At 62.0% G+C, this 22,869-nt stretch carries 23 protein-coding genes and 1 pseudogene; 16 read left to right on the forward strand and 8 right to left on the reverse strand.

Annotated features, from left to right (window positions below):
* Positions 1–74: 74 nt before the first annotated feature.
* Both JMF86_RS26305 and JMF86_RS26310 read left to right on the forward strand, forming a co-directional pair.
* On the forward strand, positions 75–1,019 hold the full coding sequence (locus JMF86_RS26305; protein ID WP_011548554.1) for a LysR family transcriptional regulator: 945 nt from the start codon (positions 75–77) through the stop codon (positions 1,017–1,019).
* Positions 1,020–1,156: 137 nt separating this feature from the next.
* Positions 1,157–1,414 carry a DUF4148 domain-containing protein gene (locus JMF86_RS26310; RefSeq protein WP_011548555.1) on the forward strand — a complete coding sequence of 86 codons (258 nt, stop codon included), beginning with the start codon at positions 1,157–1,159 and terminating at the stop codon, positions 1,412–1,414.
* Positions 1,415–1,781: 367 nt separating this feature from the next.
* Here the strand turns inward: JMF86_RS26310 and JMF86_RS26315 are convergent, their stop codons facing one another.
* Together JMF86_RS26315 and JMF86_RS26320 are read right to left on the reverse strand one after the other, a co-directional pair.
* Entirely contained in the window at positions 1,782–2,489 is a 708-nt protein-coding gene (locus tag JMF86_RS26315) for a pirin family protein (protein WP_011548556.1), read from the reverse strand.
* 83 nt (positions 2,490–2,572) lie between these two features.
* Positions 2,573–3,337, reverse strand: coding sequence for an SDR family NAD(P)-dependent oxidoreductase (locus JMF86_RS26320; protein ID WP_011548557.1), 765 nt, complete (start codon positions 3,335–3,337; stop codon positions 2,573–2,575).
* A 137-nt stretch (positions 3,338–3,474) separates the two neighbouring features.
* Between JMF86_RS26320 and JMF86_RS26325 the strand changes: the two genes are divergently transcribed.
* The 3 genes from JMF86_RS26325 (at position 3,475) to JMF86_RS26335 (ending at position 5,958) form a co-directional block, all read left to right on the forward strand.
* Positions 3,475–4,392, forward strand: coding sequence for a LysR family transcriptional regulator (locus tag JMF86_RS26325; protein WP_011548558.1), 918 nt, complete (start codon positions 3,475–3,477; stop codon positions 4,390–4,392).
* 162 nt (positions 4,393–4,554) lie between these two features.
* Entirely contained in the window at positions 4,555–5,520 is a 966-nt protein-coding gene (locus JMF86_RS26330) for an alpha/beta hydrolase (protein ID WP_011548559.1), read from the forward strand.
* A 33-nt stretch (positions 5,521–5,553) separates the two neighbouring features.
* Complete coding sequence (locus JMF86_RS26335) at positions 5,554–5,958, forward strand: nuclear transport factor 2 family protein (protein ID WP_011548560.1); 405 nt, start codon at positions 5,554–5,556, stop codon at positions 5,956–5,958.
* Positions 5,959–6,241: 283 nt separating this feature from the next.
* On the opposite strand, the gene JMF86_RS26340 is transcribed toward JMF86_RS26335, so the two are convergent.
* Positions 6,242–7,336 carry an AraC family transcriptional regulator gene (locus JMF86_RS26340; protein ID WP_011548561.1) on the reverse strand — a complete coding sequence of 365 codons (1,095 nt, stop codon included), beginning with the start codon at positions 7,334–7,336 and terminating at the stop codon, positions 6,242–6,244.
* Positions 7,337–7,468: 132 nt separating this feature from the next.
* Between JMF86_RS26340 and JMF86_RS26345 the strand changes: the two genes are divergently transcribed.
* From JMF86_RS26345 to JMF86_RS26360, 4 genes are all read left to right on the forward strand, one after another.
* Positions 7,469–7,678: a hypothetical protein gene (locus JMF86_RS26345; protein WP_124920132.1), complete on the forward strand. Its 210-nt coding sequence runs from the start codon at positions 7,469–7,471 to the stop codon at positions 7,676–7,678.
* Positions 7,675–8,481: an SDR family NAD(P)-dependent oxidoreductase gene (locus JMF86_RS26350; RefSeq protein WP_011548562.1), complete on the forward strand. Its 807-nt coding sequence runs from the start codon at positions 7,675–7,677 to the stop codon at positions 8,479–8,481. Before JMF86_RS26345 ends, JMF86_RS26350 begins: the two co-directional genes overlap by 4 nt.
* Positions 8,482–8,560: 79 nt before the next feature.
* Positions 8,561–8,857 (forward strand): YciI family protein, encoded by a 297-nt coding sequence (locus tag JMF86_RS26355; protein ID WP_011548563.1) that lies wholly within the window; start codon positions 8,561–8,563, stop codon positions 8,855–8,857.
* A gap of 24 nt (positions 8,858–8,881) precedes the next feature.
* On the forward strand, positions 8,882–9,589 hold the full coding sequence (locus JMF86_RS26360; RefSeq protein WP_011548564.1) for an SDR family oxidoreductase: 708 nt from the start codon (positions 8,882–8,884) through the stop codon (positions 9,587–9,589).
* Between the two features lie 143 nt (positions 9,590–9,732).
* Here the strand turns inward: JMF86_RS26360 and JMF86_RS26365 are convergent, their stop codons facing one another.
* Together JMF86_RS26365 and JMF86_RS26370 are read right to left on the reverse strand one after the other, a co-directional pair.
* A complete protein-coding gene (locus tag JMF86_RS26365; RefSeq protein ID WP_041489432.1) occupies positions 9,733–11,019 on the reverse strand; it encodes an MFS transporter in 1,287 nt (428 codons plus the stop codon).
* 118 nt (positions 11,020–11,137) lie between these two features.
* Positions 11,138–12,283: a mandelate racemase/muconate lactonizing enzyme family protein gene (locus tag JMF86_RS26370; protein ID WP_011548566.1), complete on the reverse strand. Its 1,146-nt coding sequence runs from the start codon at positions 12,281–12,283 to the stop codon at positions 11,138–11,140.
* Between the two features lie 363 nt (positions 12,284–12,646).
* Here JMF86_RS26370 and JMF86_RS35390 point away from each other — a divergent pair.
* Positions 12,647–12,757: pseudogene (locus tag JMF86_RS35390) on the forward strand (gamma carboxymuconolactone decarboxylase); the annotation flags it as partial.
* A 70-nt stretch (positions 12,758–12,827) separates the two neighbouring features.
* Here the strand turns inward: JMF86_RS35390 and JMF86_RS26380 are convergent.
* On the reverse strand, positions 12,828–13,790 hold the full coding sequence (locus JMF86_RS26380; RefSeq protein WP_011548567.1) for a D-glycerate dehydrogenase: 963 nt from the start codon (positions 13,788–13,790) through the stop codon (positions 12,828–12,830).
* Between the two features lie 313 nt (positions 13,791–14,103).
* Here JMF86_RS26380 and JMF86_RS26385 point away from each other — a divergent pair, with 313 nt between their 5' ends.
* The 4 genes from JMF86_RS26385 to JMF86_RS26400 all read left to right on the forward strand — a co-directional run bounded on the left by JMF86_RS26385 (position 14,104) and on the right by JMF86_RS26400 (position 17,991).
* Positions 14,104–14,862, forward strand: a complete 759-nt coding sequence (locus JMF86_RS26385; protein ID WP_011548568.1) for an SDR family oxidoreductase — start codon at positions 14,104–14,106, stop codon at positions 14,860–14,862.
* Between the two features lie 94 nt (positions 14,863–14,956).
* Positions 14,957–16,243, forward strand: a complete 1,287-nt coding sequence (locus JMF86_RS26390) for an MFS transporter (protein ID WP_011548569.1) — start codon at positions 14,957–14,959, stop codon at positions 16,241–16,243.
* 47 nt (positions 16,244–16,290) lie between these two features.
* The gene (locus tag JMF86_RS26395; RefSeq protein WP_011548570.1) at positions 16,291–16,683 is read left to right on the forward strand and encodes a VOC family protein; all 393 of its coding nucleotides are present in this window, start codon (positions 16,291–16,293) and stop codon (positions 16,681–16,683) included.
* A gap of 60 nt (positions 16,684–16,743) precedes the next feature.
* Positions 16,744–17,991 carry a citrate/2-methylcitrate synthase gene (locus JMF86_RS26400; RefSeq protein ID WP_011548571.1) on the forward strand — a complete coding sequence of 416 codons (1,248 nt, stop codon included), beginning with the start codon at positions 16,744–16,746 and terminating at the stop codon, positions 17,989–17,991.
* A gap of 341 nt (positions 17,992–18,332) precedes the next feature.
* On the opposite strand, the gene JMF86_RS26405 is transcribed toward JMF86_RS26400, so the two are convergent.
* Complete coding sequence (locus JMF86_RS26405) at positions 18,333–19,244, reverse strand: LysR substrate-binding domain-containing protein (RefSeq protein WP_011548572.1); 912 nt, start codon at positions 19,242–19,244, stop codon at positions 18,333–18,335.
* A gap of 99 nt (positions 19,245–19,343) precedes the next feature.
* On the opposite strand from JMF86_RS26405, the gene JMF86_RS26410 reads away from it, so the two are divergent.
* Together JMF86_RS26410 and JMF86_RS26415 are read left to right on the forward strand one after the other, a co-directional pair.
* Positions 19,344–20,261 carry a DMT family transporter gene (locus tag JMF86_RS26410; RefSeq protein ID WP_011694451.1) on the forward strand — a complete coding sequence of 306 codons (918 nt, stop codon included), beginning with the start codon at positions 19,344–19,346 and terminating at the stop codon, positions 20,259–20,261.
* Positions 20,262–20,442: 181 nt separating this feature from the next.
* Positions 20,443–21,537, forward strand: coding sequence for an NmrA family NAD(P)-binding protein (locus JMF86_RS26415; protein WP_054928397.1), 1,095 nt, complete (start codon positions 20,443–20,445; stop codon positions 21,535–21,537).
* 333 nt (positions 21,538–21,870) lie between these two features.
* Here the strand turns inward: JMF86_RS26415 and JMF86_RS26420 are convergent.
* The coding region (locus JMF86_RS26420) for a hypothetical protein (protein ID WP_201317176.1) at positions 21,871–22,869 on the reverse strand (999 nt) is incomplete at its 5' end.

The following is a 22,869-nucleotide window of genomic DNA, read 5'->3' on the forward strand; positions in this document are numbered from 1 at the left end:
ACGCCTCATGCGAGAACTGCCTAGCAGCACATTTCAGATATACTGATTTGACATATCTGATTGGAGGCCGGAAAGTGGACTACGCGGCTTGGAAGCTTTTCATCGACGCGGCGGAACTCGGGAGCTTGAGCAAGGCGGCCGTTGCCTACGGAACCAGCCAGCCACATATCAGCCGCCAGATCGTTGAACTGGAGCAATACTGCGGCGGCCGCCTGTTCCAACGGACGGGGCGCGGCGTGGTATTGACCGATTTGGGGGCGCGGATTGCCCCGCGCGTCAGGACATGGCTGGCCAGCACGGAACAGTTATCCAACGACATTCGCAGTTCGGCCGGAGAGCCGATCGGCGTGGTCCGACTCGGAATCTTGCCCTCCACCGCTCATCCGCTGGTCAGCACGCTCTACCATCGCCTTCGAGAACGTTATCCCCTAGTGCAGTTACAGGTGCGCGAGGGTCAGGGGGCTTTGTTGGATACGTGGTTGGAAAACGGCAGTGTTGACCTCGCCATCCTCTTTCGAAATAGCCCGACGCCGAAAGACGGTGACGAGTATTTGGTTGAGGCGGCGACTTACCTGGTCGGCGCGGAAGGCGACCCTTTGACCAAGCACCCTACTATTGCTTTTTCAAAGCTCGACGGGATTCCGCTGGTCTTTTTCTGCCGCCCCAATAGCTGGCGCGACCGGCTCGAACAAATTGCCGGTGAACATCAGGTCTCCCTGAATTTTGCGGCAGAAGCCGACTCGTTGAGTCTGCAGGGCCACATCGTGGCCGATGGCGGCATCTATGGGTTGCTCGGACCTTACGCGATTGCCACTCTTGAAAAAGAATGCCGGTTGCAGGCGTCAATGGTGGTTGAGCCGTCCGTGCCGCGCTTCATTGCGCTGGCCATGTCGCCCCACGGCGAACTGACGCTGGCGTGCCGCACGGTGAAGCAGCTCACCAAGGAGATCGCGCGGTCGCGCGCCCTCTCCTCGGACCTGCGACTGGGCGTGTCCGCTGCCTTTCTGCGGTCCATCTGAAAGCTGTACGCGCGCAACAGTGTGCTTTTCGCAATGTAGTATTGTCAGAATAAGGGTAAATACCTAGCTTTAGGCGCATATACTTCGAGACTTCTAGCAGTACTTCAGTTGAACCGACGCCCAAAATTACGTATGTGATGAAACAGATTATCGTGACGGCTGGCCTCGCCCTGCTCGCCTCGGCTCCCCTTACGTCGTTCGCCCAGAGCGACATGCCGCTCTCGCGCGCACAAGTACGCGCCGAACTTGCGAACCTCGAACAAGCCGGCTACAACCCGCTTTCCGTTGATGTGGACTACCCGGCGGGGCTCCAAAAGGCTGAAGCGCGATTGCAGGCTGAGCAAACGTCATCGCAGCGTCAGGCCGCGATTCAATCCGGCGCACAGCAGCACTGATTTTTGCCGTTCTTTGGACGAAGAGCCGGCACGCCTCGTTTCGGCTGGCCGAATTCGGCCAGGGGCAGAATCATGATCTCTCGCACGGGGTGTCGGCCACAGATGCAGCGACGCTTCCAGGAGACGAACCGTCGTTCGAACGTCACGATGCCGGCGGCCGCGAGCGTCCCTTCCTGGCCGAACGCGGCCGGCCACCGCCCTACAACGCGCGACCGGCGCAGATCGACCCATCTCCGCCATAGGCAGCGTCAGTATCACAGTCTGCAGTTCGCTCCCCAAACAGCCACCCAACTCTCACGGACGCGTTTTCTCGAAGTCGGAAACAGCAATGAATGGGGCTGCGGCACGCCCTAATGGAGCCCTTGTCCTAGCGCAAGAGCTCAACAATCACGACATCAGTGTCGTCTCGCGCCCTCAATACGAGCCGCGCTTCATCTCGAACGGCAATGCCATCGCGTCGCGTCAGCCTGATCGGCCCTATGTCCAGTCGCCCATGATCCGCAACCAAATAAGCCGAACCGGGCATCGGCAAAACGTGCTGCATTGCCGCGCCTTCGCGCAGCGTCGCGATACGCACCCGCGCGTCGGCATGGAGGGGCAAAGCACCCGTGCGGACATCCTCCGGATCGCCGCTCGCCAGTGTGACGAATCGGCCCTCTCGACATCCTGGCGAACAGACCCGCGTCGAGCAGCGCGGCGTACCGGCCGGTGTGCGCGGACGGAGCCAGATCTGAAACTGCCGCGCGGGTATGTTTTCCTCGTTGCGCTCGGCATGATGGATCGCCGTGCCGGCACTCATCACGTGGACGCAGTTGGCAACCAGGCGCGCGCGATTGCCCGCATCGTCTTCGTGGGTGATGGCCCCCGAACGTACCCACGTGACGATCTCGACGTCGCGGTGAACACGAAGCCCGAGGCCCGCGTGCTGCGCGAATTCGATGTCGTTCCACATATGGAGCGGACCGAGCGGCGCATGGTCGGCGTGCCCGACGTCGCCCGCGCGGAAATGTTGGCGGACATCAACGCCGTCGCGCCGGATTGCGTCAAGCGAAGGAAAAGGCCGATGTTCAATCATGACGATGCTCGATTCGAGTGCGCCGGGCGTGGATCGCGATCGTCGAAGACCGCGTCCACCACACCCCGCGTGCTCAACCTGGCTCAGATCTGTTGCTGGCCGCCGTCGACGAACAATTCGATACCGTTCACGAAGCTCGCGTCGTCCGAGGCCAGGAACAGCGCCGCGCCGGCGATCTCTTCCGGTTCACCGAGGCGCCCCATCGGAATCAGGGAAGCCAGGTAATCGGCAAGCCCTTGCCGTTGCGTGGCGTCGTCACCGGCGAGGTCGAGCAGGCCCGGCGTGCGAGTCGCGCCCGGGCTGATCGTGTTCACGCGGACGCGGCGCTCCTTGAGGTCGAGAATCCAGCTGCGTGCAAAGGCACGCACCGCCGCTTTCGAAGCCGAATACACGCTGAACGCCGCGGTGCCTGCGCTACCTGCCGTCGAGCCGGTGAGAATCACCGATGCGCCCTCGGCAAGCAGCGGCAGCGCTTTTTGCACCGTGAACAGCACGCCCTTCACGTTGCGGTCGAAGGTGTCGTCGTAGTGCGCTTCGGTGATGTTGCCAAGCGGCAGCATCGAGCCGCCGCCGGCGTTCACGAACAGGACGTCGAGGCGCCCCTGTTCTTCCTTGATTTGCGCATACAGCGCGTCGAGTTCATCGAGCTGGGTGGAATCCGAACGGACGCCGGTCGCGTTGCCGCCGGCTTCGCGAATGCCTTTCACGGCGGCATCGAGTTCTACCTGTCGGCGGCCCGTGAGATAGACGTGCGCGCCTTCCGCCGCGAAACGTTGCGCGGTGGCGAGACCGATGCCGCTGGTTGCGCCGGTGACGAGTGCGATCTTGTTGTCGAGTTTGCGTGCCATGGTATTGCTCCTTTCGATGGTCGGTGGATGTTTGCGTCGCAGCGGCTTGCTGCGATGTGAGGAGAATATCGACGGCCTTATCTTTTCGAAATAGAATTGATCGCAATTTAACGTTGCATAAATGAAAAGATAAGGACATGGCTCAACTACCCGATTTCGAGGGGCTCGCGATGTTCGCGAAGGTGGCCGAGCACGGATCATTTGCAGCCGCAGCGCGCGCGACCGGCGTGTCGGTCGCCACGGTCTCGCGCGGCGTGGCCCGCCTGGAGGACCGGCTGGGTGCGCGGCTTTTCAATCGCACGTCGCGCCAGCTCTCGCTCACCGAGTTCGGCCGGACGATCAGCGAGAAAGCCGGCGAGATCTATCACCAGGCCGAGGAAGCGGAAAGCTCGGCGCGCGAAATGTCGGTGCAGCCACGCGGGCTGGTGCGGCTGGCCGTGCCGATGTCATATGGGCTGCGTTGGGTTGCGCCGCTGCTACCCGGCTTCTTTCGCGCGTATCCGGAGGTGTCAATCGACCTGCATCTATCGGATGCGTCGGTCGATCTGGTCGCCGATGGGTTCGACGCCGCCCTGCGTATCGCCGCGCTTCCGGATTCATCCCTGGTCGCGCGGCGGCTGTGCGCGGTGACGCAATTCGTGGTGGCGTCGCCAGAATATCTGAGACGTGAAGGACGACCCACGCATCCGCGCGAGCTGGTGGATCGCCCCTGTCTCTCATATGCGTACCGTGCGCGTAGCGCTGTATGGCGCTTCACGAACGACGCAGGCGAGGAGGAGCCGGTGATGCCGACGGGCCCGCTGCGCGTGACGAACTCCGATGCGCTGTTGCCCACGCTGCTCGATGGCCTTGCAATCGCCGAGCTGCCTGAATTCATCGCGGGCGAGTATTTGGCCGATGGCCGTCTTGAAGCGATCCTCACCGACTGGTCGCTGACGAAGGGTGGTCTTTACTTCGTTACGCCGTCGGCGCGCGCGCGGCCCGCGAAAGTCGCGGCGCTGTCGGATTACTTTGCCGAGCACCTTTCCGAGCCAACATGGCGGTGGCCGAAATGATCCATCGGCGCAGTTGATCAGCCGGCGTCCATCGTTGCATTCATGCAATGATGGATTTCAAACGATTCTATTTCGCAAATATTGTCCGATCCGTATTCTCCTTTCCACCGGCTGCACGACATCACGTCGCAAGCCACTGGACCAAGCAAAAGGAGAATCACGATGAATACGCAAGCCACACCGAACACGCCCGATACCGCGACGGTTACCTTCCTCGATGCGCTGAACAGTGCCACCGGCCCAGCAATCGAGACGCTCACGCCCGCCGAAGCGCGCGAAGTCTTGGCAGGCGCCCAGCGCAGCGTGCCGGTCGACGTCTCGGGCATTGACGTCACGCGCCGCACGGTCGAGCAGGACGGCCTGGTCGTGTCGCTTGTCGTCGTCAAGCCGCAGGATTCGCGCGGTGTGCTGCCCGTGTTCATGTTCTTCCACGGCGGTGGCTGGATTCTCGGCGACTACCCGACGCATGAGCGTCTCGTGCGGGATCTTGTTGTCCAGTCGGGCTCGGCGGCGGTGTTCGTCGAATACACGCCTTCGCCCGAAGCGCGCTATCCGGTCGCGATCAACGAAGCCTACGCCGCGACGAAGTGGGTTGCCGCACATGGCGCGGAGATCGGCGTCGATGGTGCGCGGCTGGCCGTCGTGGGCAACAGCGTGGGCGGCAACATGGCCGCGGTCGTCAGCCAGATGGCGAAGGACCGTCAAGGCCCGGCAATCCGCTTCCAGGGCCTCATGTGGCCGGTGGCCGACCACGCGTTCGACAATGCCTCGTACGACGCCTTTGCAAATGGCTACTTCCTGAGCCGCGACATGATGAAGTGGTTCTGGAATGCCTACACGATCGACGAAGGTGAGCGCAACGAACGCTACGCGTCGCCGCTGCGCGCGTCACTCGACGAATTGAAGGGCTTGCCGCCCGCGCTCATCCAGACGGCGCAGTTCGACGTGCTGCGCGACGAAGGCGAAGCATATGGATATCGGCTCGACCAGGCGGGCAACGACGTGACGACGATCCAGTACAAAGGCACGATCCACGACTTCGGCCTACTCAACGTGCTTGCTGCGGACGCACCGACGCGCGCAGCGATGCAGCAGATGGCGACTGCGTTGAAGACGCATCTGCAATGAATCGCATCCTTTAACGCCTTTATCGAGCCGATCATGAACGACGCTAAACAACTGCTTTCCGCTTATCTCGAATCGATTCGTGACCCACGTGCGGCCGCTGCACTGTTTGCCGACGATGGCGTGCTGGAGCTCCCTTATCTGAAGTCGCTTGGCATTGACGGGCGAGCACAGGGGCCAAAAGCGATCGAAGGCTTCATCGCCTCGCTGCTCGCGAAAGTACCGGATTTTTCGTTCAGAAATGTGCGGCTGCTGATCGAAACGCCTGAGCAGGTATTCGCCGAATATGAAGTCGAAGCGCTCGTGCCATCGACGGGGAAAATCTATCGACAGATGTACGCAGGGCGGCTGGTGGCGAACAACGGCAAAATCCTGCTCTTGCGCGAAGCACTGGATACAATGGCTGCGGCACGCGCATTCTCGACGGCGCAGGCCATTTGAAGAGATGACGATGAAAGGCCGCTTGATCAATCGAAGCGGCCTGCCGCTGTTTCATCCCGACTGGTCGCTTCTGGCCGGTTTCCGCCCAACACGGTCGGCTGTAGCCGACCCTGAAGCGACAGTCGCCGGTCCAGAGAGCGGTCATTCAACGTGCGCATCGATGAACGGGCGGATGCTTCGAACGCCTTCTTCGGCGAGGCAAGCCGATGTATCCCGGCGCATCGTCGCGCGCACAAATTTCGCCCGAGATCGAAATCCCGATGAGTCAGTTGGCGCTTAGCTACTACACCCCGGCTGTATCCGCATTCGACTCGCTATTGCTAACACCAATCTCCGTTCGTACCTTGTGCGGCGTTTTGCCAGTCCATGAGTGGAACGCGCGAGCAAAGGAATTGGAATCGTCGAATCCCAGTAGAAAGGAGATCTCGGCGCTAGACATCGTAGTGTTGCCAAGATAGTGATAGGCCAACGATTCACGCAAAGTGTCCAGCGTTTGCTGGAACGAGGTTCCCTCATCTTGAAGCCTGCGCTGCAACGTGCGGACGCTGACCGCAAGTTTTCGACTGATCACTTGCATGGACACCTCTCCTGCCGGGAGCGTCTCCAGCAGGGTACTGCGCACTCTTTCCGCCATACTGGCCGTCCTATCCAAATCCGCTAGTCTCTGACGTAGCGATGGCTCGAAGAACTGCCACATTTTGTGGTTTTCGGTCAGGAATGGCCGCTCGATATCCTCAGCAGCGAATACAACGGTGGCTAAGGGCGCATCTGTCACTGGCACGCCGAAATATGCTTGGTAGGCGGCCACGCTGTCATTCGATTCGCCCGTCGCCAACGGCCAACTCACTCGTAATGGGCGTACCGGACTTCGTGTCGCCAAGCGTGCTAGTTGCACGAAAAAGACCAGCTTGAAAGTGAGAAATACATCGGGTGGCGGCAGGGTGTGATCCAAGAAGTCGATGGAAACTGTGGTGTGCTCGATCGCTCGATCGATCCGAATGATCATGGGCGCTATCAGTCTGACGTACTTCGCGATTCGGTCGAGTGCTCCGCCCATATTTGAACTACATAGCGCGGCGAAAAGCTCGGGATCGAACCAGTCCGACGACATCACCTTTGCGATTTGCAGCGCTGCCGGTACGTCCGCGTTGATTGTCGCTGCCTCGGCCTCAATGGCCTTCCACAACATGAAGAAACTGGTCGGATCGAGGCGAACGTTCTGACGCGAAAACAGATCCCCCGGTAGCTGCGCACGGCGCAAAACCGGCGAAGCTGCAATGCCTGCATCCTGCATCAACAAGCGCCATCCGGGCCAAATGGCATAGTCCGTCGGATGGCCATGCCGACCGCTCGGGGGATAGTTACTTTTCGTATTCATCGCATGAGTCTATCCCGCAGATCGCGCCATCACAATAGCAAAACCCGCCACTTGGGACCGCGTAAATATTGGCGTGTTCGGCGAGTCTGTTGGCGTGATCGGCTAGTGTCCATGGCGCGATCGGCAGGCAGAATGGCAGCAACCGTCGAGGATCGTCAGAATTGGTTTGCACCTCGAATCGCGCGTCATGCCGTTGCCGAGCCAGCATGGCCATCCACTCTAGCCAGCCTCGCCGAGTCGTTCTTGAAGGAGGCCGGCAATGACGAACTCGGATCCATCTACATCAACAATTTTTCGCAAGCCTTCATAGGCCATTTCGAATACCGGGAGCTGGAGAGATGAAGAAGACAATTTTGATTACTGGGGCATCGTCGGGCTTTGGTTTGATGCTGGCGAACAAACTCCACAAGGACGGCTTCAACGTGATCGGCACCAGTCGTCAGCCGGAAAAATACGCGCGGAACGTGCCCTTCAAGTTGCTGCGCCTTGATATCGACGACGACACTTCTATCGAGTCGTTCACGCATGAGCTTTTCACCTATACGAAGCAACTTGACGTTCTCGTCAACAATGCGGGCTACATGGTGACGGGTATCGCTGAAGAGACACCGCTTGAAGTCGGGCGGCAGCAGTTCGAAACGAACTTCTGGGGAACGGTCAAGGTCACGAACGCCTTGCTCCCCTTCTTTCGCAAGCAAAAGAGCGGGCAGATCATCACCGTCAGTTCCATCGTTGGCTTGATCGGCCCGCCGAATCTGTCCTATTACTCGGCTTCGAAGCATGCGGTCGAAGGTTATTTCAAAGCCCTGCGTTTCGAGCTGAACCAGTTCAACATCAAAGTCAGCGTGGTCGAGCCGGTGTGGTTCAAAACCAACCTTGGACAAAATTCGGTTTCGTCTACAGGTGGCAATATCCCCGACTACGACGCTTACCGCAAACAGGTTCGTGCCGCCACGCAAAAAGGTATCGATGAGGCCGAGGCGCCTGATGCGGTTGTGCACACCATCACGAAAATGATCGGCACGAAAGAACCGAAGTTCAGCAATCCGGTTGGCAAGATGACGGGGATGATTCTTTTCCTGCAAAGCTATGCGCCCAAGATGTTCGAAAGCTCGATTCTCAAGAGCGTCAGGACCGCCGGATAAGCACGCCGGAGGCGAGTAGAACGAACCGAACCGTCAAGCTAGAACGGTTATGGTTCAGAATATTCAATAAGGAGTATTGATGAAATATTACCTGTGCAAGTTCATTCCTCCGCGACCCGACTTTCTCGCGACAATGTCGGACGACGAGTTGAAGTTGATGAAGCGACATGGCGCCTTTCTCGATGAGTTGTTCGCGCAAGGCGTGATCGTGGCACACGGTCCTGTGATTGATGACACTGGTGGCTATGGTGTCTCCCTCTACCAAATTCCGGACGAGGATGACATTGCCGCTTTCACCTCACAAGATCCCATCGTGCAAAACGGCGTCGGTCACTACGAGCACTACGTCATGCTGCGTTTGACATCGCACAACTGACCCACTCTCTGTAAGGAAGTCTTCATGAAAATCCAAGGTTCTGTCGCGCTCGTTACGGGTGCCAATCGCGGACTGGGTGCAGCCTTCACCCGCGCCTTGCTTACCGCTGGCGCGGCCAAGGTCTATGCAGCAGCGCGCGAAGCGTCCACCGTCACCGCATCTGGCGTGGTGCCCGTACGGCTCGACGTGACTCGCGCCGATCAGGTCGAAGCGCTCGCCCGCGAATTGGGCGACGTCAGCTTGCTGGTGAACAACGCCGGCATCGGAGGCTCCGGCGCAGTGCTTGCACCATCATCGATCGATATGCTGCGACAGCAGTTCGAGACAAATGCCGTGGGGCCGTTACGGATGGCGCAAGCGTTCGCGCCGATCCTGGCGGCGTCTGGCAGTAGTGCCATGATCAATGTCATTTCCGCGCTCAGTTGGGCGACTCTGCCAGGCATTACCGGCAGTTACAGCGCATCGAAGGCCGCCGCTTGGGCCTTGAGTAACGCGATGCGGCAGGAATTAAGTGCCCAAGGCACAGAAGTTCTTTCGCTGCATGTCGCCTTCATGGATACCGACATGGCGCGGGGCGTACCCGGCCCCAAGGCTTCCCCAGACGAGGTTGCGCGTATGGCTCTCGCCGCATTAGAGGCCGGTCACTCAGAACTCTTGGCGGATGAGGTTACCCGCAGCGTACATGCTGGCCTGACGGCAGTGCCACCGATGTATCTAGGAATGCTTGGATGACGCCCGGTCCGAGGCGCGCCCCGAGCCACGGGAATGAGCTGCACCGGCTATCCTCTCTCTTGGGACGATGTTCGTTGTGTCCGGTGGAGGAGGCAAGTACGGTCACACTTACTCCAGCGTAGCCAATTCAACGGATTACTTCATCAGGCGGCCCGGCGCATCTGCGAAACGGCCCGCGCGCGCACCGCGAACGTCAGGATAACCGCACCGGCGAGCGCCGACGCGCCCGCAAGCACGAACGCACTTGCATACCCACCACCATACTGGACGAGCCAGCCGGTCAAGCTTGGCGACAGGATGCCTGCGAGATTCGCGAGCAGATGAACGAACCCGCCGGCCGAGCCGACGCGTTCGCGAGGCACGATTTCCTGCAGCAACGACCAGCAAGCCTGCGGTGCCATGAACGCGAAAAGGCTTGCGATCGCGATCAACGTGACGGCCGCGCCGAGCGAACTCACCCGTGACGCCAGCAGCACGCACGCCGCCGCCACCGCCAGCCCGACGACGATCACGATCTTGCGCGCGAACAGCACGTCGCCGGTGCGCCGGTAGATGCGGTCCGACACGGTGCCGCCGGCCACGAAACCGACGGTCGCGCCGAGCCAGGGCAGAATCCCGACGACGCTCATCTGCTTGATGTTTAGATGCTGGTAGTCGGTGAGATAGCTGGGCAACCATGACAGGAAGAAATAGAGCACGTAGTTGAAGCTGAAGAACGCGAGCGCGACGCCGAGCACCGGCCGCGACAGCAGATCGCGCAGCAGCGGACGCGCGGCGCGCTCGTCCGCATGCGCATCCAGTGAGACGCCGACCGTCCGGTCGGATGCGATCTCGCGCACCTCTTCCGGCGACACGCGCGGGTGGCTCGCCGGATCGTCGCGGAACAACGCCCACCACGCGGCCAGCCACACGAAGCCGAGCGTGGCGATCACGACGAACGAAACGCGCCAGCCAAACTGCAGCGCAACCAGGCCGACGATCGGCGCCGCGATCGCCGCACCGAGCGGCTGCCCGGCGTTGGTCCAGCCGACCGCGCGCCCCGCTTCGCGGCGCGGGAACCAGTTCGAGATCGCCTTGTTGGTGGTCGTCCCCATCGGCCCTTCGCCGATCCCGAACGCGACGCGCACGATCAGTAGGTGCGCGAACGACCCGGCGAGCGCTGTCGCGCCGCAGAACAGAGACCACACGCCCGCCGCGCACGCGAACACGCGACGCGGCCCGAACCGGTCCGCGGCCCAGCCGCCGACGAAGCAAAACACGCAGTAGCCGATGAAGAAGCTGCTGAACAGGATACCCATCTGCGCGTCGTCGATGCCGAGTTCGCGCTTGATGATCGGCGCGACGACGGACAGCGCCGCGCGATCGAGATAGTTCAGCATGCCGGCGCCGAACAGCAGCGCGCCGATCCACCAGCGGTAACGCGTTTTCATGTTGTCTCCTGTCGAGCCGGGCACGTGCCTGCGCATCCGCCCGGCTTCCTGATTTCCGATTGCGCCGCCACACCGGCAACGGCTTCGCGTGCGTGCGCCGAGCGCACCGTTCCTGCGTTCAACCGATCGTCGCGTGCGCGATCGTGTTGCGTGCCAGCACTGCTTCGTCCGGCAAGAAGCCAAGCCCGGGCACATCGGGCAAGCGCAGCCGCGCCCCGGGCCGCTGCCCGTCATGCAGCCGCTCGGGCCAGTCGAGATAGGGAATTTCGAGCGCTACATCGTCCGGTAGCGTCGCGACCACGTGCGCGGTCGCCAGCAGCCCCGCTCCGTAATAGAAACAGTGCGGCACAACCCGCACGCCGTGCTCCGCCGCAAGCGCGATCACTTCCGCGATGCCGGTCGGTCCACCGATCTTCGCGATGCTTGGCTGCGCGACGTCGAGCGCGCCGCGTTCGAACAGGTCGCGAAAGCCCGCGACGCCCGACGCGTTCTCGCCCGCCGCGATCGGCACGCCGGCGCCGCGCACACGCGCGATGCCGTCCGCGTCGTCGCAAGGCCACACCGGTTCCTCGATCCAGCCGAGCCGCAGGTCGGCCAGCTCGCTCACATGCCGCAGCGCGTCGCTCGCCGTCCACGGGCAGTTCACGTCGACCATCAGTTCGCTGCCGGCCGGCAGTGCCGCACGCGCGGCCGCGATAGCCGCACGTTGCGTCTCGTGCAGCTTGATGCGCCGAAACCCTTCGTCCGACGCCCGCCGCACGTGGCGCGCGACTTCATCGGGGTCGTTGTCGTAGTTGACCAGGCTCGCATACACGTCGATCTCCCCGCGATGGCCGCCGAGCCAACGATATAGCGGCACACCGGCCGCCTGCGCGGCGAGGTCGTGCAGCGCCGTGTCGATCGCGGACAATGCGTACAGCACCGGTCCGGTGCGGCCGAACGCATGCAGCGCGCGATCGGCCGCGTCACGCAATGCGGCGATCCCGTGCCGCGTCGGCTCGAATTCGGCGCCCTTGAACCAACGGCCAACCGGGCCTTCGAGCGCGGCGAACGTGACGGGATTGATCAGATGACCGAATGCTTCGCCCCAGCCAACGCGCCCTGCGTCATCGGTGAGCCTGACCAGCAGCGACTCCATGCGACGCAGCGAGCGGTCTGCGGCGTTATACGTGTCGGCGACGGTCGGTTCAACAGCGGCGACGGGACGGCGGCCCGCATCGAATGCGAGCGAGATGCGAATGACTTCGATGGTGACGATTTTCACGAACGTATTCCCGGTGCGGCGAGTCGGGGGAAACTATGCGGCCGACGGCCGAAAGTGCGATGTGACGGACGACAGCACTCGTGCGAGATCGTTCGATTGGGCAACGTCGGCCTTCACATTGATCAGTCATCGTATAACTAAAGCCGTCTTTTCGCAAGCCATCTCTCAACACACATCTGCATACTCACTGGGATCTATCACATCCATCACATGTGACATCTTATGACTAATGGTGAACGGAAAAATGGAATCCGATGCTTCGCAAAACTAAGAGCGGCGGCATGGTTTGGCGCATCAGGCGAGACCAAGGCGGAAGCTCTATCGCAACTCGACATTAGGGCGTCCGTCGTCACTCCCCTGGACGTAATAAAAGCGACCCTGCTGCATGCGACCGCCTATTCGGGTATTCCGCATCGTCTCATCGCGTTCAAGGCCGCGCATGAGGTGCTGGTGGCGGAGGGGGTGTTGAAGTAACGACGCGGTTGAAGCCGGGGGTTCCGTCATCGGACACCCCGGCATGGGCGAGCGCTCGCGCCCGCCGTCATCACAGCGCGTTCGGCGCCCCCTTCCCGTCAAGCACCGCCGCGACGTTGTCGAGCGCGGTAAACCCCATCTGGTCGCGCGTCTCGACGGTTGCGCTCGCCATGTGCGGCGACAGAAACACATTGTCGAGCGCGGCAATGCGCGGATCGATGTTGGGTTCGTTCCGGTAAACGTCGAGCCCTGCGGCGAACAGCCGATGCGACGTCAACGCATCGTAAAGCGCATCCTCGTCGACGAGACTGCCGCGTGCCGCATTCACGAATACCGCACCGGCGCACAGCAAGCCGAATTCGCGGCGGGTCATCAACGGCGTGCCGCCGCCGGGCACGTGCAGCGTGAGGATGTCGCACTGCGGGAGCAGCGTGTCGAGATCCGCGCAATAGCGTGCACCGGCCTCGATCTCGGGCGGCGCGGGACGCCGGTCGGTATAGACGATCTTCATCCCGAAGCCGCGAGCGCGCTGCGCGACCGCACGGCCGATCCGCCCGAAACCGACGATTCCGAGCGTCTTGCCGTTCACGCGCGTGCCGAGCATGTCGGTCATGCCGAACGACTTTCCCCACCCCGCGCGCACGATACGCTCGTACTCCGATGCACGCCGGCACGCGGCCAGCACCAGCAGCATCGTGAAATCGGCCGTGCAGTCGGTCAGCGCATCGGGGGCGTTGCTGACCGCAATTCCGCGTGCGCGTGCGGCAGCGACATCCATGTGGTCGTACCCGGCGCTCGCGTTCGCGATGATCTTCACGCTCGGCGGCAATGCTGCGATGTGCTCGGCCTGCAGCCCCGATTTCTTGCCGATCAGCACCGCCGGCGTCTCGTAGCGGTTGCAGAACTCGACGACGGACGGCGCGTCCATGTCGGCGTCGGTTACATAGGCGTTGAATTCGGCCGCCGCACGCGCGGCCACCGCGGCGGGAACGCGTCGCGCAACCAGCAGCTGGGTGCGATTGTTGTCAGGCATGGTCTCGTCCTTGGTTCGGATAACGGAACACAGCCTACGAAGCGCAGTCGGCGCAGGTCAATATTGATTGGTTCGATCAACATGTCCGCGCGGCATTGAGCGACCGGATGATCGACCGATTCCGATCATGTCCTCTGCCATGCGCGATGCCGTGCCGGCGCGCGAACAGCGCAGCCGCGAACTCAGGAAAACCCTGACGCCAGCCTGTCTGGACGGGGCGGTTGATATTGATTGAAAGAATCAAGATTGCTGCGAAATCGTCGCCGCGCAATGCTTTTTGCATGTTCAACGGACTGAAGACGAGGGCGTGAAAATGCAGGCAGAGAAAAAAATCGCGGCGGTGACGGGTGCCGGCACCGGCATCGGACAGGCCGCTGCGGTAGCGCTCGCGCAAGCCGGCTTCAGCGTCGCGCTGCTCGGCCGGCGCATCGATCCGCTACTCGCGACGCAAGAGATCATCGAGCTGGCCGGGGGCGTCGCAGCGGCGATTCCAACCGACGTGTCCGACGAAACGTCGGTCGATGCGAGCTTCACGCGGATTGCGCATGACTTCGGCCGCCTCGACGTGCTGTTCAACAACGCGGGCCGCAACGCAGGCGCCGTGCCGCTCGACGATTATTCGCTTGAGTTCTGGAACGACGTGGTCGCCACCAACCTGACCGGCGTGTTCCTGTGCGCCCGCGCCGCGTGGCGCCAGATGAAGCGCCAGACGCCGCAAGGCGGCCGCATCATCAACAACGGTTCGATCTCCGCGCACACGCCGCGCCCGCACACGATCGCGTACACGGCCACGAAGCACGCGGTCCTCGGCATCACGCGTTCGCTTGCCCTCGACGGTCGACCGTTTAACATCGCCTGCGGCCAGATCGATATCGGCAACGCCGCGACCTCGCTCACGGAGCGCATGGACAGCGGCGTGCTGCAGGCCGACGGCCGCATCGCGCCCGAGCCGCGCGTCGACGTCGTGCATGTCGCGAGCGCGATCGTGCAGATGGCGAGCCTGCCGCTCGAAGCGAACATTCTGAACATGACGATCATGGCAAGCGCGATGCCCTTCGTCGGACGCGGCTGACCGGACGCGCGCCGGCACACGCGGCAGGTGCACCAGCACAACCATCACAAAACAGGAGACGACATTGAAAACCGCTGAAGAACAGGTTTCGGTCATGCGCGGGTTCGACGCGCACGCAGGCGCCGCCAGGCGATCGCGGGTGCGCTACGGCGTGCTGTCGATGCTGCTGGTGGCCACCGTCCTCAACTACGTCGATCGCTCGGCGCTCGGTATCGTCGCTCCGGCGTTGTCGAAGGATCTCGCGCTTACCCGCGTGCAGATGGGCGAGCTGTTCGCGGTGTTCGGCCTCGCATACTCTATCGCGCTGCTGCCGGCAGGCGTGCTCGCCGATATGCTGGGCTCGCGCGTCGCGTATGCGCTGTCGCTCGTCGGATGGTCGCTGGCGACGCTCACGCAAGGGCTCGCGCACGGCTATCACATGCTGCTCGGTTCGCGGCTAGCGATGGGCGCGCTCGAAGCGCCCGCGTTTCCGTCGAACGCGCGCGCCGTGACGATGTGGTTCCCGGTCCAGGAGCGTGGCTTCGCGACGAGCGTGTACGTGATGGGTCAGTACATCGGCACGCCGCTCTTCACCGGGCTGCTGCTGTGGATCTCATCCGCGTTCGGCTGGCGTACCGTGTTCTTCGCGACCGGCGCGTTCGGCATTCTGTTCAGCGTCGTCTGGTACCGGCTCTATCGCGATCCGTCGCGCCATCCACGCGTCAACGCGGCCGAGCTGCAGTACATCACCGAAGGGCAGCCGGTAGTGACCGCGCGCGACCGATTCGACTGGTGCATGGCGCTGCGCCTGCTGGGCTATCGGCAGATCCTCGCGATCTGTCTCGGCAAGTTCTGCAACAACACGCTGCTGGTGTTCTTCACGACCTGGTTCATGACCTACCTTGTCGAGGAACGGCACATGTCGATGATCAAGGTCGGTTTCTTCCAGGCGATGCCGTTCATCGGCGCGACGCTCGGTATCCTTATCGCGGGCTATTTGTCCGATCTCTGCATCCGGCGCGGCGTATCAATGTCGTCGTCGCGCAAGGCGCCCCTCGTGATCGGTACCTTCCTCGGCGCATCGATCGTGCTCGTCAATTTCGTGCAGTCGAACGCGCTGGTGATCGCGATCCTAACCGTCGCGTTCTTCGCACAGGGAATCGGCTCGATGTCGTGGGCGGCGGTGTCCGAGATCGCGCCGAAACGCTATGTCGGGCTCACCAGCAGCATCACGAGCCTCGCCGCGAATATCGCAGCCGTCACCACGCCGCTGATGATCGGCTACGTGACGCAGCACACCGGCAACTTTTTCTGGGCGCTGAACCTGATGGGTGCGATCTGCCTCCTCGGCACGCTGTCGTACTCGGTGCTGCTCGGCAAGCTGTCGCGTATCGAGCTCTGACCCGGTTCGCCCCCTTTTACGCTCCACTGCACGTACCGCACACGACCATGATCGAATTCAAATGGGATCACCTGCAACTCTGCTCGGCTGATGCCGAGGCCACCGCCGCGTGGTTCGCGCGCTGCCTGAACGCCGAAATTGTGCGGCGCCCCGGCCGCGTCGACCTGCGGATCGGGGCGATCAACCTCTTCATCACGGCGCTGCCGGACGCATGTCCGGCGATCGTGCCGGACGGCGCGCGCATGCAAGGGATCGACCACTTGGGCGTGCTTGTCGAGGATCTGGATGCGGCTTACGCGCATCTGGTCGACAACGGCGCGGAGATCGTCCAGCCCGTCACGCGGATCCGCGCCGGCGTGCGCGGCTGTTTCGTGCGCGCGCCCGGCGACATCCTCGTCGAGGTGCTGGAGCGGCGCCCGGCCGAGATGACATTCAACTGAACCCGGTCTATAGTCGGCGCAAGCGGCCGCGCACCGGCCGCATCCTCATCACGACTCCCCATGCAGAACTGGATCACCCTGACGGAAGCGGCGCGGCGGCTCGGCGTGCGGGCGCAGACCGTCTACGCGTACGCGAGCCGCGGCAGCATTGCCGTGATGCAGGATCCCGACGATCCGCGCAAGAGCCTGTATCGGGCCGAGGATGTGGTCGCGCTGTGCCGCAAGAAACAGGTCGGCCGCAAGCGAGCGGCGCTCGCGGCCAGCACGATCTTTGGCGCCGAGCCGTGCATCTACAGCGGCATCACCACGTTCTCGAAAGGACGCGCGTGGTATCGCGGGCGCGACAGCGTTCAGCTCGCAGACACCGCCACGCTCGAGGAGACGGCCGCGCTGCTCTGGCAGGCCACCACGCCCGTGTCGTTCGATCCGCCCGCGTTGGCACTACCGCCCGGCGAGCGAGACCGGCAATGCGCGTTCACCATGCTCGCGACGCTGGCCGCGCACGGGCACTCGACGCTCGGCCGTCTCGACAGCGCACTGCACATCGAGGCCGGGCAGCTCGTCGCGATCGTGTCGCGCGCGTTCGGCGCGCACGACGATGCCGGCGCAAGCCCGCTTCACACCCATCAGCGGCTCGCGGCCGGCTGGGGCCTCGACAGCCATGGCGCAGACCTGTTGCGCCGCGCGATGGTGCTGGTCGCCGATCACGAGATCACGAGTTCGGCATTTGCCGCGCGCATCACCGCATCGACCGGCGCGTCGCTGGCAGGCTGCCTGCTGACGGGGCTCGCGACGTTGTCGGGGCCGCTGCACGGCGACGCGTCGGGACGCGTACGTGCGGTGTTCGACGACGTGCAACGATTGGGTGCCGAGCGCGTCGTCGATCATCACCTGAAGTCCGCGATCCCGATTCCCGGTTTCGGCCATCATCTTTACCCCGACGGCGATCCGCGCGCGGACGCGCTGCTTGCGCGGCTCGATCCGCCGACGGAACTCGCGCACTTCGTCGACAAGGTCACGACGCTCACCGGCCAGCGGCCGACCATCGATGTCGCGCTGGCGATGCTGTCGGTGCAGCTTCAGTTGCCGCGCGATGCGGCGTTCGGGCTGTTCTCGATCGCGCGCAGCGTCGGACTGCTCGCACACTGCATCGAGCAGCTGCGCGTCGGCAAGGTGATCCGGCCGCGCAGCCGCTATACGGGGCCGACGCTCGACGATCGGCATCTGCGGCCCGCCGCTGACGACGACGGCAAACAGACGAAAGTCGGCGTGATCAACAAGAACCGCCTGTTCAAGGTGGTGGAGTAACCTGCCGGACAACCGTAAACCAGATTTAGATTATCTCCGTTTGCGAATAAAAGTTGTCACTGGCCGCGGCTGCGAAGACCGGTGTCAACTCCTCCGCGGCGCCGTCAGTGGCGGTCACGCGTTGTGCCAAACCTGAACTTGAACCGACAATCGTACCGTAGCGATAAGGTTCCCTATCCTGCTTGCGCATGCAGCCCAACGTCAGGAGCTGTACGAGACAGCGAATGGCCATTCTGGCGCGCCGCGAACGACTCTGAACGACCCATTGTTGCCGGTCGGAATCGCATTATCCGGCGTCGGCATTAGAGCCGACAGCAGTCATTGAGACAATAATTCGACGGCTAGAAGTAGCCTCCACGCTGCGCACATCCCCTGGCGATGCTGTCGGTAAACCACGCCTTGAGCAATTGAACCGCCTGTTTGGTTCCGGCACTGGCGGGATGGACGAGGTAATATCCGGCGTCCAACGCAAGCGCATTATCGAATGGCTCAATCAGTTCTCCACGAGCCAGTTCCGCTTCTACCAGCAGGGGGCTGGTAAGCACAACGCCTTGCGCGCGCACTGCGGCGTCGATCGCTATCAACGACTGGTCGAACCGGATACCGGTAATGGTTTCGATCTGCGAACCGTCGAGACCGCTGAATCGAGCAAGCCACGTGGCCCAGTGCGGGTGTAGCGTGTTATGGAGCAGTGTCGCCGTGCGCAAATCGTCGGGGCGCTTCAATCGGCGCTGCTTCGCGTATACCGGATGGCAATACGCGCGTGCCTCGTCATGGCACAGCAGTTGAACGGATAGTCGTGCATCCATCCCGTCGAAATGCCTAACCGCGAGATCGACGTCATCCAGTTCGAAGTCGACCATCGTTGTCGATGTGCTCAGGCTCAGCGCAATCCCGGGGTTTGCCTGCAGGAAGTCGGCCATGCGTGGGGCGAACCACTTGGCAGCGAAGCTCGGCGGCATCGACAACCGCACGCCGCTACCGCGACGCTCACGAATGCGATGGCTCGCATGAATAAGCTCTGCCAGGGCGGGTTGAATCTGCGCGAAGTAGGCGCGACCATCCTCTGTCGGCGTTACCTGCCGTATCTGGCGCACGAACAGGGCAACGCCGAGCCATTCCTCAAGCTTCTGAATCTGCTGCCCTATCGCACCAGGCGTCACGTTCAGTTCCCGGGATGCAAGAGTAAAACTGCCGTGCCGCATGGCAGCTTCGAAGGCAGGCAGGGCTTTCAGCGGAGGAATCGATCGCATAGCTTAGTTTTTCTATTCCATAGTCGACATTAAATCATTTGTAGAGCAAGCCGGTGCGGAACACAATCGGGACTTCATCCGCTTTCCTGGTGCGCTGACATGAATCCCGCCTATTTCGCCTTCGCCGCCCTCGGGTTCATCTGGGGCACCAACTTCCTGTTCATGAAGTGGGCGAGCGTCGATCTGGCTGCCAGTCAGATCGTCTTCCTGCGCGTGCTTTTCGGCTTCATCCCGCTGCTCACGGTCGCGCTATTCACTAAGGCGCTCAAATGGCGCCATCTTCGGCACGCTCACCACTTCGTGGTGATGTCGCTGCTTGCGACCGTGATTTACTACTACGCGTTCGCGAAAGGGGCCGGGCTGCTGTTCTCGAGCATTGCCGGGATGCTAAGCGGCGCCATCCCGCTTTTTTCCTTCCTGTGCGCATGGGCGCTGCTGCGCGAGGAGCGACCGAACGCGCGAATGATTGCGGGCATCGCCAGCGGATTCGTCGGTGTACTGCTGATCGCGCGCCCGTGGAATGCGCACGCGGCTGGCGTCAACCTGCTCGGAGTCGGCTATATGGTTGCCGGCTCACTGAGCGTGGGCTGCTCGTTCGTGTACGCGCGCCGCTTTCTTTCCGGCCTGGACCTCTCGCCGCTCGCGCTGTCGACGTGGCAGATCGGCTTCGCACTGGTCCTGATCGGCTGTGTCACGAATTTCGACGGCATCGCGCGTGTAACGAGCGATGCGCGAGCGCTGCTCGGCCTCGTGCTGGGACTCGGTCTGACGGGCACCGGGATCGCTTACATCCTTTATTACTTCATCGTCGGACGGCTCGGAGCAGTGGCCGCGTCCAGCGTGACGTACATTCCACCGGTCGTTGCGTTGCTGATGGGTTCGTGGCTTGCGCAGGAACCGATCGGCGCAGTCGAACTGTTCGCGATGGGCGCAATCCTCGGTGGTGTGTTTCTGCTGCAACGTGGCCGGCAACCACGCGCAGTCGCGGCGCGCGGTCCGGCGAAGGCGGCCGGTTAGGGCCGCAGTGTCGTATGAATGCTTCGATGAAATATCGCGCAGACCGCAATTCGGCATCTCGAAAGAAGTTCACGGGCGAGTGGTCGGCGTACCGGTGCCCGGTGCCATATGAAGCTGACATCCGTGCCATCGGCGCGTAGCGGTCGGCAAATCTATCCAACTCATACCAGCGTAAACAAACATGTCTTCACGGGTCCCCTCGACCATATTCGTCATCGGTGGAACGGGCGCACAGGGATTGCCCGTCATCCGGGCGCTCGTCGCCGACGGCAAATATGCCGTGCGCGCCTTGAGCCGAGATCCTGAATCGCGACGGGCCATCGAGCTCTCCACTCTGGGGAACGTCTCGATCGTGAAGGGCACGTTTGCCGATGAAGCGGTCCTGCGTGACGGTTTTCGTAATTGCAGCGCAGCGTATATCAATCTCGATGGATTCAACACCGGGGAGAAGACTGAGATTTATTGGGCCATCCGATGCTATGAAATAGCCATCGAAGAAGATGTCAAGTTCTTCGTATATGGAAACCTCGATTACGCGCTCAAAAGGTCCGGATACGATTCCCGGTTTCGGACAGGCCACTATGACGGCAAGGGCCGCGTAGGGGAATGGATTCTGTTCCAGAACCTGACAAACCGTGACCGGATGGGCGCCGCGCTGCTTACGACCGGTCCGTATATGGAGATGGCCGTCTCGGCAATGACACCGATGACGCCGTCCGTGGAAAGCGGCGTCGTTACGTGGCGGGTACCACTCGGTGACGGCGCCGTCCCGCATGTAGCGTTCGAGGACTGCGGGTACTACGCACGTTGGCTTTTCGACAATCCGGAGCGTGCGAATGGCATGCATCTCGAGGTCGCGATCGATCATGTCGAGTATGCGAAGCTTGCCGAGGCGTTCGAAGCCGTGACCGGACATCCCGCGCAATATATCGATACCGACCTCGAAGCATACTGGAGCGGACCGCTCAAGGCCGCAGCCGATTTGCCTTCCGGATATAACGCCGATCTCCGCGACAAAAGTACGATGAGCTTCCGCGAAAACTTCACCGGCTTCTGGAATCTGTGGAAGTACGGGATCATCAAAAGAGACTACGCATTGCTCGACGAAATTCATCCCGGGCGAATCAGGACGGTCGAACAATGGCTCAGGCGCGAAGACGAGTTGGGACGAGCACTGGGCAACAAAGGCCTCTGGGAAAGGGTTCAGCCTGAAAATCTGCTCAGATTGCCGCCTGTCTTGAAGCTGTCCGAAGACCAGAGGAAGGGCACGTTATAAGTTCCTCGCGAACGTCTAGCTCAACTGCAAAACGCCTCACTACTTGCCACGCGTTTTCTCACGCTGCGATGCCGGCGAAGATCGTCGACGCTCAACGTCCGAAGCTGTCGGCAAGGCGGCCACCGAGGAACGGCATGCCAATGTCCGGACATGGCCGAACGCGGCCGGCCGCCGCCCTGTGACGCACGACCGGCGCAGATCGACCCACAAGCGACCTTCGGACTTCTCCAAAGCAGCCTTTCGACGTCGCTATATGCATGCGTCCGACAAGATGCTGTGTCTCGGCCACGAAGCTTCCTTTGATAAATTCAGTCTGGCTGATCTCCGAGGATCTCAGGAACAAGCGAGTTGCTGGCAACGAATGCCGCTCACGGGATCTGCCTGCCCGGACCGTAGCGATGCGGTCAGGGAGCGGTCAGAGAGCGCGCATACCCTAAACCTCGCGTCATAGAAGGCAGGGCCAGCGTTAAGCGTGCGCAGCATCTCCGATAGAACAAAAGCAGATGACACAGCGCCGACGAACGGAACCGCGACTGACTTGCCTGCGACCAGAACGCGACCGCATTCGTCCGGCGCAAGCGCGCCGTAGCCCTGGTTCGCCTCCGCCCGGCGACGCGCCCGTTCTTCCCTTTCCCGGCGCGCCTGCGCGCTCTCAAGTGGCCACAAGTCAGCCGCAGGCCGCCGGTTCGGCCACGTATGCACAGCTACGGAATCGAAAGTTCCGACTTCGCCGCCCAAGCCCGAATCGAAGATCAACGGAAAGCCCGCTTGGGTTAACCACTGACGCGCCTCGTTGTCGTCGAATCCCGACAGCGCAATCACGGGCTCACGATCACTTCGACGATAATTCCCATCTACGAACCGCTCAATCAGCCGGGTATCGAATCCGCGCTTCATAAGCCATTCCGACACCACACGGGTCTTGGGGTGTCCGAGCGTGTCGCCATTCAATAGAGCGCCCGTTTCCAGATTCGGCGATTCGACCAGGTCGTCGTCGCATAGATAGATTCTTGAGCCTTTGGTGGTAGAAAGCGGCAGACATGCGAGTGCCCAAAGGTAGGCTTGTCCAAGGTGGCCCAACCCGAAGCAGGAAAGCTCCACCGGGGCTTCGTCAATGGCGCCCCCAATCGAGTCGGACGAATCATCCGGCAAGTCCGGTCGCCACAACGAAAATCCGATGGCGCGGCGTGCAGCCGCTACGCTAATACGCGCGAACGAAGCAAACACCTCGCCCACCGCCACGGCTGCAGCGGCAAGCGGTGCCAGCGCACACCATGGACGCTCAGGAAGCCGCGCGACCTGCGCCGCAGGCCCGACACTCACTTTCCAGCC

Source organism: Burkholderia sp. E168m15 (assembly GCF_016586105.1).
GTDB lineage: Bacteria > Pseudomonadota > Gammaproteobacteria > Burkholderiales > Burkholderiaceae > Burkholderia > Burkholderia orbicola.